This is a genomic window from Dehalococcoidia bacterium (assembly GCA_035310145.1).
Classification (GTDB): Bacteria; Chloroflexota; Dehalococcoidia; order CAUJGQ01; family CAUJGQ01; genus CALFMN01.
In genome coordinates this window covers 1-13,148 of sequence record DATGEL010000081.1, presented here as the reverse complement: position 1 = coordinate 13,148, position 13,148 = coordinate 1, and the positions used below count along the sequence as shown (strand labels likewise).

Below are 13,148 nucleotides of genomic sequence, written 5' to 3'. Positions count from 1 at the left end.
TCCCGACGGCTGCCTGGATCAATCCGCCGTTCCCGCTGCCTGAGGAGGTGACGACGATGCCAGAGTGAATCCTCCGCTAATTTTCCCAACGGGTGGTCTCAACAAGGTTGACAGGTTCCGCTGCGAACTTGGAAAGTGCACACAGCAGCAATTCGATAGTGCCATCGGCGGCTCATACCCATCACCTCAGATCGCCAACGACTTCTTGGCACAGCTCACGAACCAGTACCAGTTAGACACGGGTCGTAGCAATGTTCTGGTTACTTGGAGCACTTCCTATCCGGCTCCCTACAATACTCAGCAATATTCCCTAAATGCGGTAAACGGTACACCATTCCACTTTGCCGGGGTAGACTGGGACAACGAGTTTGAGACCAGCTACGCTCCTGTCGGGCCGGTCGTCTGGACCGATGCGCCATCAAGCGGCGCCCCAGGTACATCCATCACTGTGTCCGGCGCCGATCTTCCGAGTGGATCTACTGTGGACGTGGACGCTACACCCGCAACCAATACGTCATGTAACGGGACGACGTGCACGGCGACGGTGCCGGCGCTCGACGTAACCTCGCCGGCGACCGTCAGCGTCACAGTGGTGGATCCTGGGGGCAATCGTAGCAACGCCGTGCCCTTCACCTATACACCACCGCAGGGCGGTGCGCCCTCCATCTCCGCCATCAGCCCATCCTTCGCTCCTGTCGGCTATTCGACGCAGGTGACGATCGTCGGCTCGAACCTGGTGGGCGGCGTCGTCAACTTCGGCGGCACGTTCATTAGCGGCGCCTGCGGGGCGGAGTGCGTGGTCAACAGCCCGTCGTCGTTGCCCGCCGGCACCGTCAGCGTCACGGTCACGGTGAACGGCCTCACCAGCAATGCCGTGACCTTCCTCGTCACCTCCGGCACGCCGCCGACGATCAGCGCAGTCGACGGGAGCAGCACAGGGCCGAACCATGGCGCGCCGGGCGGCTTCGACGCGATCGAGATCGACGGCAGCGGCTTCGACACCACCACGATCGCCAACAACCAGTTCTTCATCGGTCCCAACGCCGTGACGCTGAACCAGTGCTTCGTCGTGAGCGGATCGCAGCAGGAGTGCCGGGGGCTGACGCCGCCGGGCGCGGGCAACGCCTATGTGACGCTGAAGACGCCCGCAGGCGCCACCAACCCGCAGTTCAACACGGATCTCTTCCAGTATGTGCCCGTGCTCTCGGCGCTCGGCGTGCAGTCCGGCCCCGCCCCGGGCGGTACCGCCGTCACGCTCAGCGGCCAGGGCCTCGCCGTCGCCGGCGCCACCACGCGCGTCTACTTCGGCGCGAACCCGGCGCTGGACGTGAGCTGCACCGCCACGCAGTGCCTCGCCACCAGCCCGCCGGGCGCAGGCACGGTCGCGGTGAGCGTCGCCGTCCAGAACCAGTTGCCGGGCGGCACGTTCACCACGCCGGCAAGCAACACGCTCTCGTACACGTACGTCCCGCCGGTGACGGTGACCGGTGTGAGCCCGAACGCTGGTCCCGCGACCGGCGGCACGGCGGTGTCGGTCACAGGCACCGGCTTCAACACGGTCTCCGGCGCGACGATGATCAGCTTCGGCGGCGTGGCGGCCACGGGCGTGAGCTGTGCCAGCGCGACCAGTTGCGCGGCCACCAGTCCGGCGGGCTGTGGCGTCGTCGATGTCACCGTCACAGTCAGCGGAGGCACCAGCGCGACCAGTAGCGCCGACCAATTCAGCTACACGCCCGCGAATTCCCCCTGCCCGCCGATCCTGCAATCCCCGGCCGAGGGCACGCAGAACCTCAGCACCACGCCCACCTTCACCTGGCAGGCGCCGCCGGGCGCCGTCGCGGGTGCGACCGTCTACACGCTGTTCATCTCCCAGGGCAACCAGCAGTTCACGACGACGAACACCTCCTACACCGTGCCCGCGTCGGCGGCGCTCGCGCCCGGCACGGAGATCTTCTGGTCGGTCAGCGCCTGCAACGGCTCCGCCTGCAGCGCCTACGCGCCGGCCTGGGGCGAGTTCATCGCGCCGCTGCCCGGCGCCCCCGTGCAGGTGGCGCCCGCCGAGGGCACGACGGGGCTCAGCACCACGCCTGTACTGAGCTGGCAGGCGCCGGCCAACGCCTTCAGCGGCGTCACGACCTACACCGTCGCCCTCTCCGACGTCACGCAGAATATCGACCTCCCCTGGATCTCGACGGCGAACCTGTCGGCCACCATCCCCGGCAACGAGGGCATCCTTGCCGGCGATGAGTTCTACTGGGCGGTGCAGGCCTGCAACGGCGGCAACGGCTGCGGCCCCTTCGCCCGCGCCTGGGGCGAGTTCACCGCGCCGCCGGGCGTGCCCGTGTTGCTCACGCCGGCGGAGGGCACGCAGAACATCCTCACCACCCCGACCTTCACCTGGCAGGCGCCGGCCGGCGCCGTGGCCGGCACCACGGTCTACGACGTCTGGATCACCGACTACACGACCAACACGGTACTGCCGCTGGAGACGACCACCGCCACCTCGCTTGTGGTGCCGGCCTCCGAAGGGTTGCAGCCCGCGCATGGCATCTATTGGACCGTCGCGGCATGCAACCCGGGGGCGTGCAGCGCCTACGCCCGCGCCTGGGGCGAAACGATCGCGCCGCAGCCGGGCGCGCCCGGCCTCACCAGCCCGATCGAAGGCAGCACCACGGTGAGCCAAACGCCGACGTTGCAGTGGACCGCCGCCAGCGGCGCCGTCGGCGGCACGACGCAGTACACGGGCTTCGTCTGGGATCCGGCCGCCGGCGTGATGAAGTTCCAGCAGAGCACCACGGCGCTCAGCCTCGCCGTGCCGGCGAGCGCGGGCCTGCAGCCCGGCACCTTCTATTACTACACGGCACAGGCCTGCACGGGCAGCGTCTGCGGCCCGCTGGCCCGCTGGGAGGGCTTCACCACCTGGACCACGCCCGGTGTGCCGGCGCTGCTCGCGCCGGTCGAAGGCTCGACCGGCAATGGCGCGACCCCCACCCTGCAGTGGGCCGCGCCCAGCGGCGCGGTGCCCGGCGCCACACAGTACACCGCCTATGTCTGGGATCCGCAGGCCGGCGTGATGAAGTTCCAGCAGACCGTGACCGCGCTCAGCGTCACGGTGCCGGCGAGCGCCGGGCTGCAGCCGGGCACGTTTTACTACTACACGGTGAGCGCCTGCAACGGCAGCAACTGCAGCGCCGTCGCCCGCTGGGAGGGCTTCACCAGCTAGCGATCCGCCGCGGGTGGACTGGGGCGCCGCCGCCCCGGAAACGAGACAGCGCATGCGATCCGTCATCCTTCGCCGGCTCCTCGGCCCCCTGCTGGCCCTCGGCCTGGTCGGCTTCGGCCTGGCCCGCCTGGCCGCGGCGCAGCCGGGCCATTCCGTCGCCGTGCCCAGCGCCACGGCCGCGCCCGCCCTGCCGCTGAGCAACGCGCCCACGCCCGCGATCCCGCTCAACCCTGGAGCCGGGCGCGCCACGCCCGTGCCGCGTTATACTCCGGTCTTTCCAGCCCGCGCGCCGCATGCGTTCGCCACGCCCACAGCCCCGCCCGCGGACATTCCGCTGAACCCTCACCCGCTGCCGGCCACGCCGATCCCGGTCTACACGCCCGACCCACCCCGCGGCATACCGCACGCGGCCACGCCGGGCCCCGACGCCGCGCCGTAGCCGCCAGGTGCGGGCCGGTGCAACGGGCGCAGATCCACCGGCGGATGCGCGCCGGTGGCGCCGGCCTTTGCCATTTGCACCATTCCGGCCCATGATGGGGCGGGGCGCCTGCGCGCTCTGTCTCAGCGCTGCAACGGAGTCGTCACGATGTCATTCGGCTACTGGAACAAAGTGCTGCACGTCAACCTCAGCGACCGCACGAGCTGGGTCGAGGAGCCGGGCGACGCCTTCTACCGCGACCTGCAAGGGGGGCGCGGCTTCATCGCCCGCTACCTGCTGGAGAACGTGCCGCCCGGCGCCGATCCGCTTGGACCCGAGAACGTGCTGGTCTTCGCCATGGGCGTGATGACCGGCGTGGCGTTGCCCGGCGCCGGCCGCCACTCCGTAGGCGCCCGCTCGCCGCTCACCGGCGGCTTCGGCGAGAGCGAGTCGGGCGGCTTCTGGGGCGCCGAGGTGAAGCGGGCCGGCTGGGACGCGATCGTGGTGCACGGCGCCTCAGAGACGCCGGTCTACCTCTGGATCAAGGAAGACCAGCCGGTCGAGTTCCGCGACGCGAGCGGCCTCTGGGGCATGACCACGGGCGAGTGCGAAGAGGCGATCATCGAAGAGCTGGGCGATCAGTGGATTCGCACCTGCCAGATCGGCCCCGCCGGCGAGCATTTGGTCCGTTTCGCCAACATCAACAACGACTTGAACGAGGTCGCCGGCCGCACCGGCATGGGCGCGGTGATGGGGTCGAAGAAGCTGAAGGCGATCGCGGTGCGCGGCACGAAGAAGGTGCCCGTCTTCGACCCGAAGCCCGTGCTGGCCCTGGCGAAGTGGGTGGCCACCACGCTCGAAGAGAACCACCGCGCCTTCCACGAGTTCGGCACCGGCGCGGCTATGGTGGGCAAGCACCTGCAGGGCGGCCTGCCCACGCTCAATTACCAGTTCGGCGAGTGGGAGCCGGTGGGCGAGATCGACGCCGTGGCCGTGCGCGACAAAGTGCGCATGGGCATGAAGGCCTGCTACGCCTGCTCCGTGCGCTGCAAGAAGGTCGTGCGCGTGGAAGAACGCGAGGGCGTGACCGACGAGAAGGGCCGGCCCGTCGCCTTCGACCCGCAGGGCCGCTGGAGCATCGATCCGAAGTATGGCGGGCCAGAGTACGAGACGCTCGCCTCGCTGGGCAACTCGCTGGGCGTGGATGACCTGATCGCGATCTGCAAGGGCAACGAGCTGGCCAACGCGCTGGGCATGGACACGATCTCGCTCGGCACGACGATCGCCTGGGCGATGGAGTGCTACGAGAAGGGCGTGCTCACCGACGCGGACACGGGCGGTATCCCCTTCCGCTTCGGCAGCGCGGAGATGGTGATCGAGATGATCCGTAAGGTCGCCTACCGCGAGGGCTTCGGCGATCTGCTGGCCGAAGGCTCGCAGCGGGCGGCGGCGCGCATCGGCCGCGGCAGCGAGGAGTTTTTGACCACGGTGAAGGGCATGGAGATGGCGATGCACGACCCACGCCACATGCCCGAGATGCGCCCCTCGTACCTGCTCGCGCCCACGGGCGGCGACCACATGCGCCAGACCAGCGATAAGAACGCGTTTCGCAACCAGGCCGGCATCTGCTTCTTCCTCAACTACAAGGACGAGCAGGTGCTGGACGTGCTCAACGCCGTCACGGGCTGGGGCGTGACGCAGGAAGAGGTGGTGCAGGCGGCGCACCGCGGCCTGGCGATGGCGCGCCTCTTCAACATGCGCGAGGGCTTCGGCCGTGAGCACGACGCCTTGCCCAAAAAGTTCCAGAACGCGCTGGCGAAGCACCCCGGCCTCAGCCCAGAAGTGCAGGACCAGATCGTGACCGACTACTACCGCGAGCACGGCTGGAACGAAGAGACCGGCCGCCCGACCACGGAGACGATCGAGCGCCTCGGCCTGCGCCAGTACATCGGCGCGGCGGTGTGAGCAGGATCGGCCTGCAAGTCCCTCGATGCTTACTGCAAAGCCGGCCGGCTCGGTTAATCTGGCGTACACACAGGTACCCGCACGGCCGTCTCACACCCTGCATGGTGTGGGTCATGTCCGGACTCTGGACGTGTATGCTATAACCAATCGGGTATAAGGCGGGCGCGTCAGCATCGATGGATGTGGAATACTTCCGCGATGCCGCCGGCCGCGAACCCGTGCGGGAGTTCATCGATGACCTGTATCAACACCGGAAGGGCGCCGCCGCGAAAATCGTGGCATACATCGATCGCATTCTCAGTCGTCATCAGCCCGGCGGCCCGCCGCTCCCTGCGAACTTGGTGAAGGCTCTCGGACATGGATTGTTCGAACTGCGCCCTGAACATGGCAACGTTGAGTATCGAATCTACTTCACGATCGACAACCGGGGAACGGCGTGGCTGCTGCATGCAACGCAAAAGAAACCCAACCGTCGAACAGAGCAAGCAGAGCTTGACCGCGCGTATCGGTGTCTCGAACAGCACCGCGGGGGCAGGCAGCAATGACAGCCTTTGATCGACACCGCGACGAAATGATGCAGGATCCGGAGTTCGCCCGCTGCGTGCGCGAGGCCGAAGCGGAACTAGAACTGGCTTTCCAGACGGCTGCCATCCGCGAGGTCCGCGGCATGACACAGGCACAGCTTGCCCAGGCCGCGGGGATGCGCCAGCCGGCGATCGCTCGCTTCGAAAAGGCGGGCCGTACGCCAACCGTGACCACGCTCTGGCGTCTTGCAGCCGCGCTGAACGCCCGCATCGTCATCGGACCGGAGTATCAAATCCACGTCGAACCATGCGAAAGACGGCAGCATGAGGCCGAGCAACGCATAGAGAGTTCAGCCTGATGGTCGACGGGGCCGGCCGCCCAGCGCAGGCGCAACGGCCGTCCCACGACCGGGACGATCGAGCGCCTTGGCCTGCGCCAGTACATCGGCGCCGCCGGCTGAGCCGGGTCCGCATCGATCGTCTCGACACGGCATGCAAAGGTAACCTGCTGCCTGACTTGGCGCCCGCAGCTGGGACACCGGCCTCCGTTTGGCATGGAGCTGGTGCGCCGTGTGCTGGGAGAAGGAGAGCAGACAGGCATAACAGACGGTTTCACCACCGGCGAAGCCGCCCGGCTGCGAGCACGACGAGCTGCCGCGCCGGTTGTGAAACCATGTCTTTGCACGAGGGCCGGCCTAGCGCAGATCGACCAGCTCGATCTCCGCCAGTCCCAGCGTGGCGCGCAGCGCATTCTCATCGGCAACCATGCTGCGCCACGCCGCTGCATCTTCGTCCGAGCTGACGACCAGGAGGCGCGCCGCGGGCGAGGTAACGCCGAACTTGCCCGCCTCCACGTCGGCGGCGTCGAGTGCCGCCTGTGCCGTGTCCGCTTGCTGCTGCGAGCCGGCGAGGTAGACGGCCGCTGCCGGCGCGGCGTGCGCCTGGCGCTCGATGACGGGGTGGTCCCGCACTCCCCCCTCCGACTGCGTCAGATCCGTCACGACGATCTCCGGCAGACCCAGGGAGGCGCGGAGGTTGTTCTGCTCCGCGACTGCCCACAGCGTCTGGGTGGCCTGGCTCGGGTCAACGACCCAGATTTGCGGTGTGATGGGTGGCGCGCCGCTCGCCGCACCCAGCGCATCGGCGTCATTAAAGGAGGCCTGCACGCGTGCTGCCTGCTCCGCCGAGCCCGCCAGGATGAGCTGCGGAGCGGGGCTGGTGCGGGCTGCGGCTGGGACGCCCGCGGCGGCGGGCAGCACGGCGGCCGGGCGTGCCGCGGGGTGGCCCGTTGACCGGCTGCCGACCTGCCAGGCAGCGACGCCGGCCACGGCGCAGACGGCGAGCAGGACGCCGCCCGCGGCTGCTCCCAGTTTCACCCTTCCGGATCGGAACCTGCGTGGCGGCAGGGCGGTGGTCGTTGCGTTGGACAGCATCGTGGACTCCCTCTCGCCGATGGCGGCAGCACGCTCGTGCCTTCGCTGAATACAGCGTCGCAGGCGGTCAGGGCGGCGCCATCGCGGGAAGACTACATTTGCCCTCGTGATCGGCATGTAGGAAAGTGCGCAGTGCCGTTACACGTCGGCCGAGGAGACGAGGCCGTGGCGGAAGGCATAGGCGGCGGCTTCCGCCCGGCTATGTGCCCCGATCTTGGTGTAGAGGTTCGTGACGTGCCGTTCGACGGTGCCGTCGCTGATGACCAGCGTCCTGGCGATCTCGCGTGTGCTCTTGCCCGCGGCGATCAGCCGCAGCACCTCGACCTCTCGTGCGGTCAGGTGGTGCTGGAAAGCCGTCTGGTGCGGCTCGGCAGCGACCGTGTCCGTTGCGAGCAGTCGCTGCAGCTGCGCCACGACCGCGAACCCGAGCTCGATGGCGGCATCGGCCGAAAGCGCCGCGCCCGCCGCCCAGGCCTCGGCGAACGTCGCTTCATCCAGCGCCGCCCGCACCCGTTCCACCGCTGCCTGCTGCCCTGCGTGCAGGCCGAACACCTCCGCGGCGAACTCCCGTCTGGCGACGTCTGTGGCAGCCAACAGCCGGGCGCTCGCGGCGAAAAGGCCACAACGCTCCGCTGCCTGAGCGAGCACACTGAGGGCTGCCGGGAGAAAGCGCGTCGGACCTAGCTCGCGTTGCACGGCGAGCATCTCGCCGCAGGTGGCCACGGCCGCACCGGTGTCGCCCTGCTGGAACGCGACCCATGCGAGATATGTAAGGCCCACGAGCCTGTCGGGGCCTTTCCCACCCTGTTCAACGCCTACTCTTTGGACGTAATCTTCCAGGAGCACGCGCACCTGAGCATCGTCGCCGCGTGCCATGGCCAACAAGGCCTCGCTAAACAGAGCCACTGCCGTGCCCGCGGTGCCCGGAAACGCCCGGTTTGCAGCCACCAGCCGTTCGGCCGTGGCAACATCCCCGCGGGTGACGGCGACGGTGGTGAGGTAGCTGCGGGCGTTGACGGCCGCTTCGATCGCGCCGGCCTGGAGCCGGAGGGCGACGGCTTCTTCGGCCAGCGGGACCGCCGCGCCAGGGTTGTTCTGGTTCAAGCGAAGCAGGGCGAGGCGCTCCAGCGCCTGGGCAAGGCAGCGGGTGTCGCCCAGCTGCCGGCTGAGGCCGATCGCTTCCTCGAGCTCGGCTACAGCGCGGTCCTGGTCCGCGGTGGAGAGCAGGTCTGCTGGCGAGAGGGCCAGCAGGCGTGCCCGCGAGACGCTCGGCGGCGCGGCCTCCGGCAGGGCCAGCAAGCGCCGGCGCCACAGCTGCTGTTCGTTCCCGCGCCCGCGGATGTACAGGTACCCGCGCAGCGCCCAGAATAGGCGTACGCCAGCGTCCAGCTCGGCGCGCTCGATGCACCAGCCCAACACAGCGCGCGCATTGTCCAGCTCGGCGTCCAGCCGCGGCCAGTTGCCCGTGGCCGCACACTGCTGCGCGAGTTGCAGCATCTGCGTCGCCAGCTGACGCCGCACAGCCTCGGCTTCCCCGCTGGCCCCCAGCGCATCGAGGGCAAACTCGCAGATGGTCTCCAGCATCCGATAGCGCGGCTCCCCGGCCTCGCCATCGCCTTCCCGCAGCAGGCTCTTCTCGACCAGCGAGCTCAGGCCGTCCAGCACATCCAGTCCGAGGTCGCCAGCGGCGTTGCACACCGCCCCGGCCAGCTCCAGCGTGCAGCCGCCGGCAAACACGCCGAGCCGGCGGAACAAGCGCTGCTCGGCCGGCTCCAAAACGTCGTAGCTCCAGGCGATGGCGTTGCGCAACGTCTGTTGCCGGGCCGGCAGGTCGCGCCGTCCGCCCGTCAATAGCGGCAGCCGCTGTGCCAGCCGTGCCAGCAGCGCCGCCGGCGGCAGCACGCGCACCCGCGCCGCCGCCAGCTCAATGGCGAGCGGTAATCCGTCCAGGCGGATACAGATGGCCGCGACGGCCGCCGCGTTCTCCTCGCTCAGCGCAAAGTCGGGTCGTACGGCCTGCGCCCGCAGCACGAAGAGCTGCACCGCCGGATTCTGCGCCAGAACCGCTGCCGGCCGGCTCTCTGCCTCGGGCACCAGCAAGGGCGAGACCGGATACTCTTGCTCACCGTTCACCCGCAGCGGTGCCCGGCTCGTTACAAGCAAGGTCACCGCTAGTCCAGCCTGGAGGAGTGCTCCGGCGAACTCCGCCGCGGCCAGCAGGTGCTCGTAGTTGTCGAGCAGCAGCAACAGCCGTTTCTCACGAACGTATCGTATGACGCTGTCCCGGACCGGCAGGCCCGTGAGGCCTTGAACACCCAGGGCCTGGGCGATCGCCGCCGGGACGAGCTCCGGGTCGCGCAACGGCGCCAGGTTCACGAAGACGACGCCGTCGGCGAACGTCTCCGCCAGCTCCGCGGCCACTTCCAGCGCCAGCCGCGTCTTGCCAGCGCCGCCTGCGCCCGTCAGCGTCACCAGCCGGCCGGAGGAGAGCAGACGGATAATGACCGCGCGCTCATCATGACGCCCCACGAGGGGAGTCAGCGGGCTGGGAAGCGCGCCGCGGGCCGCCGTCGGTCGCGCCGGCAGGAGCACAACCGACGGCGGCGTGGAGCGGACCGCTGCCCCACTTCGGGCCTCCGCCAGCAACTCGCGCACTAGCTCAGCGGTGACCGTCAGCCCGCGCAGGGGGCCGCGCTCGAAGCTGCGGAGCAGCCCCTGCGCGCGGCAGACCGTCAGCAGCGCCTCGGCAGCGTCGGCGCTGGGCGTGGCTTCTCCCCGCTCCCAGCGCTGCACCGTCGCCCGGCCGACGCCGATCTGCGCAGCCCACCCCGCCTGCGTGACTCCACCGGCTTCCCGCAGCGCGCGCAACACGGTGCTCAAGTGCGGCGGAACCGGCGTGGGCTGCGCTGGGTGATTCATCGATGATGCGCCACTGGTGCCGCGACGGTGCGTCGCCGCCGCGCCTTGATTCTACCGTATTGGCAGATGCCCGAGACGCGCCGAGAACGGCAGGTTCGAAACGGAGTCGCCGGCATGAAGCGGTGGTAGATGATCGGCATGGCGGCCCAGACGCTGTCTGTGAGGTTCGGCCTGCGTCAGTACATCGGCGCCGCGGTGTGAGCGGGGCGCTCAATCTGCCGCGTTTAACCGTCGCCCGCGGTGAATTCGTCTGCCGGCACAGGCGCCGGCGCTAATGTCGGCCGCCCGGCAAGGCTCTGTGGGCGATGCAGCCGCTGCCGGAGACCGCGGCCCAGCCCGCCCCAGACCAGCGCGAAGGCCACGATCGCGTAGAGCCAGCCGGCGATGATGTCGATCGCGTAGTGCTCGCCCGGATAGACCACGGCGAAGGCCATGCCGATCGGGTAGAGCACCGTCGCCCAGCCCCAGCGCGGATACACCCGCCACAGCACCAACCAGACCAGCACCGGGAAGGCGCCGTGCATGCTGGGCATCGCCGCCACCGGATCCACGTGAAAGTACTTCGAAAGGAAGATGATCGGATCGGAGACGCCCGCCCACTGCACGTTGCCCAGCACCCGCACGACGTAGGGGATGCGGTGCAGGTCACTGGCCCACCACGGCGGCGCCATCGGATAGATCAGATAGGTCGCGAAGCCGGCGTACATCAGGAGCAGATACGAGCGCACGAAGCGCCAGTAGAGCGCTCGATCGCGCATCCAGAAGACGAAGGCAACGACCAGCGGCGTGATGAAGTGCATCAGGTAGAGAAACGCCGCCAGGTAGTCGTACCAGTGCAGCCGACCGTCTTGCCAGAGCTGCTGCTGCAGCCAGGTGGTGGGCAGCTCGCCATGCGTGAACCAGCCGAACAGCCAGCGGTCGGTGTCGATCGGGAACTGCACGTGGGCGCGGCCGATCAGCCCCGGCGTTACACCCGGCAGCGCCACATAGGCCAGCAGCAACACCATGAACGGCGCCCAGTCGCGCAGGAAGCGCACGCCGCGCATGGTGAAGATGGCGAAGATCAGCAGGAAGCAGGCGACGACATCCGCCGCCGGCCAGGTGTGGGAGTCGAGCAGCCAGGCGGTGAAGAGCACGATGTACGCGCCCTGCACCAGCCAAAGCAGGCGCCGGTGCCGCTCCTGTGCGCCGAGATAGTGCCGCCGCAAGCGCCGCAGCGCGGCAAACAGGTGCTGGACGTCGCGCAAGCTCGCGGCCCGGCGTACGGCGCGCGGCACGGGCGGCGGAACGAGGGCCACGCCATCCTCCTCCGCCGTGCCTCCGGCCGCGGACCGCTGATCCGGTCGCGCCGGCCTCGCCCTCGCGCCTGGCAACGGGCTAATGGTAGCGTACCCGTCGCGCCGCCGTTCGCACTCGCCCATTTGCGCCTGCGGGCAGGGTGTGACTGGTGTAACACGGCCCAGAGACTGTCGCCTTCCGCGCTGCCGTACGGCGCTTGACCCTCCAGTGACTGCAAGGTCTACGCTCACGCCATGCACGAGCGGCTGACGATCGGCGGCGTCGCACGGGAAACCGGCCTGCCGGTGCGCACGATTCGCTTCTATGAAGCGGAAGGCATCGTGCCGCGGCCTGCGCGCACGGCGGCCGGCTACCGCCTCTACTCGCACACGGACGTGCGCCGGCTGCGCCTGGCCCGCCAGGTGCGGGCGCTCGGCCTGCCGCTATCCGAGGTCAAAGAGCTCGTCGGGCTGGCCTTCAGCTCCGAGTGCGGAGCCTACATGGACGATCTGCTCGCGCGCCTGGCGGCCCAGCGCCAGGGGGCGCGGCGCCAGATCGACGAGTGGCAGGCGTTGTGCACCAATTTAGACGAGTTGGAGCGCCACGTGCGGCACCTGCGTGACGGCGCTCCGCCGGGCCGCCGCGTGGCCGAGTGCGGCTGCTGCCCACTGATCGACGAAGGAGCAGACTGATGAACGAGCAAGATGTGCTGGACGTGCTGGTCTGCGACTTTCAGGCGCGCCCGCGCGGCGCCGCCAGCGTGTTCGACGTGGCGCCGGCCGTGCAAAGCGTGCGCCGCGAGGCGGATGCGCTGCTGATCGACTTCGCGCCCGAGGCCGCGCCCGCCGTGGCCGAGTACATCGACGCCGAGCGGCAGTGCTGCCGCCAGATCGGCTGGGAGCTGACGCTGGCGCCGGCGCCGCGCCTGCGCATCTCTGGCACGCCGCCCCAGCTTGACGTGCTGGAGCAGCTGTTTGGGGAGCAAATGCTGGCATAGAAGGCCATCCCTTGCGGGATCGCCGCTGGCCGATGGATCGGTGTGGACCCGATGCAAGCAATCTGCCAGATGTACGCATAGACGCTATACGACTAAACCGCTAGTCTCTCAACCAGTGGCGGCCTCGGGGTCGGGACAACTCGGCCAGCTTCTGGGGGTGGAGATGTTTTCTACCCGAGTGCAGCGGTCTGCTGTGATCCTCATTGCGGTAATGGTGGCTCTCGGACGGTGACTATCGGCTTGAGCGCTGTTTCTCAATCCGGGCCGTCCAACTCGCCGGTGTTGGTTCCTACAGCAGGACCCAACCGCTCTCCTGTCTCGGATGGCACCGAAGGCAGGGACACCGCACCGCAGCACCTCCATCGCCTGCCAACTCTGCCGCCATACCCCA

General features: G+C 68.9%; 10 protein-coding genes. 7 read left to right on the top strand and 3 right to left on the bottom strand.

All coding sequences use genetic code 11. The annotated features are described in order from the left end of the window. Positions 1-64 precede the first annotated feature (64 nt). From VKV26_15465 to VKV26_15445, 5 genes are all read left to right on the top strand, one after another. Complete coding sequence (locus VKV26_15465; GenBank protein HLZ71300.1) at positions 65-3,223, top strand: IPT/TIG domain-containing protein; 3,159 nt, start codon at positions 65-67, stop codon at positions 3,221-3,223. A 52-nt stretch (positions 3,224-3,275) separates the two neighbouring features. Beyond that, on the top strand, positions 3,276-3,662 hold the full coding sequence (locus VKV26_15460; protein HLZ71299.1) for a hypothetical protein: 387 nt from the start codon (positions 3,276-3,278) through the stop codon (positions 3,660-3,662). A 147-nt stretch (positions 3,663-3,809) separates the two neighbouring features. Next, a complete protein-coding gene (locus VKV26_15455) occupies positions 3,810-5,606 on the top strand; it encodes an aldehyde ferredoxin oxidoreductase family protein (protein ID HLZ71298.1) in 1,797 nt (598 codons plus the stop codon). Positions 5,607-5,782: 176 nt separating this feature from the next. After that, positions 5,783-6,151: a type II toxin-antitoxin system RelE/ParE family toxin gene (locus tag VKV26_15450; GenBank protein ID HLZ71297.1), complete on the top strand. Its 369-nt coding sequence runs from the start codon at positions 5,783-5,785 to the stop codon at positions 6,149-6,151. Further along, the gene (locus VKV26_15445) at positions 6,148-6,489 is read left to right on the top strand and encodes a helix-turn-helix transcriptional regulator (protein ID HLZ71296.1); all 342 of its coding nucleotides are present in this window, start codon (positions 6,148-6,150) and stop codon (positions 6,487-6,489) included. Before VKV26_15450 ends, VKV26_15445 begins: the two co-directional genes overlap by 4 nt. Positions 6,490-6,825: 336 nt before the next feature. Here the strand turns inward: VKV26_15445 and VKV26_15440 are convergent, their stop codons facing one another. The 3 genes from VKV26_15440 to VKV26_15430 all read right to left on the bottom strand — a co-directional run bounded on the left by VKV26_15440 (position 6,826) and on the right by VKV26_15430 (position 11,780). Next, on the bottom strand, positions 6,826-7,506 hold the full coding sequence (locus VKV26_15440) for a hypothetical protein (GenBank protein HLZ71295.1): 681 nt from the start codon (positions 7,504-7,506) through the stop codon (positions 6,826-6,828). Between the two features lie 195 nt (positions 7,507-7,701). After that, positions 7,702-10,218, bottom strand: a complete 2,517-nt coding sequence (locus tag VKV26_15435; protein ID HLZ71294.1) for a LuxR C-terminal-related transcriptional regulator — start codon at positions 10,216-10,218, stop codon at positions 7,702-7,704. A gap of 488 nt (positions 10,219-10,706) precedes the next feature. Next, the gene (locus VKV26_15430) at positions 10,707-11,780 is read right to left on the bottom strand and encodes a phosphatase PAP2 family protein (GenBank protein ID HLZ71293.1); all 1,074 of its coding nucleotides are present in this window, start codon (positions 11,778-11,780) and stop codon (positions 10,707-10,709) included. A 234-nt stretch (positions 11,781-12,014) separates the two neighbouring features. On the opposite strand from VKV26_15430, the gene VKV26_15425 reads away from it, so the two are divergent. Together VKV26_15425 and VKV26_15420 are read left to right on the top strand one after the other, a co-directional pair. Next, positions 12,015-12,452 carry a MerR family transcriptional regulator gene (locus VKV26_15425; protein HLZ71292.1) on the top strand — a complete coding sequence of 146 codons (438 nt, stop codon included), beginning with the start codon at positions 12,015-12,017 and terminating at the stop codon, positions 12,450-12,452. Next, positions 12,452-12,757 carry a hypothetical protein gene (locus VKV26_15420; GenBank protein ID HLZ71291.1) on the top strand — a complete coding sequence of 102 codons (306 nt, stop codon included), beginning with the start codon at positions 12,452-12,454 and terminating at the stop codon, positions 12,755-12,757. Before VKV26_15425 ends, VKV26_15420 begins: the two co-directional genes overlap by 1 nt. Positions 12,758-13,148 lie beyond the last annotated feature (391 nt).

Excerpts from the sequence above, each read along its gene's own strand:
- VKV26_15450 (HLZ71297.1), top strand. The coding sequence starts at position 5,783 with ATGGATGTGGAATACTTCCGCGATGCCGCCGGCCGCGAACCCGTGCGG.
- VKV26_15445 (HLZ71296.1), top strand. The coding sequence starts at position 6,148 with ATGACAGCCTTTGATCGACACCGCGACGAAATGATGCAGGATCCGGAG.
- VKV26_15460 (HLZ71299.1), top strand. The coding sequence starts at position 3,276 with ATGCGATCCGTCATCCTTCGCCGGCTCCTCGGCCCCCTGCTGGCCCTC.
- VKV26_15420 (HLZ71291.1), top strand. The coding sequence starts at position 12,452 with ATGAACGAGCAAGATGTGCTGGACGTGCTGGTCTGCGACTTTCAGGCG.
- VKV26_15455 (HLZ71298.1), top strand. The coding sequence starts at position 3,810 with ATGTCATTCGGCTACTGGAACAAAGTGCTGCACGTCAACCTCAGCGAC.
- VKV26_15425 (HLZ71292.1), top strand. The coding sequence starts at position 12,015 with ATGCACGAGCGGCTGACGATCGGCGGCGTCGCACGGGAAACCGGCCTG.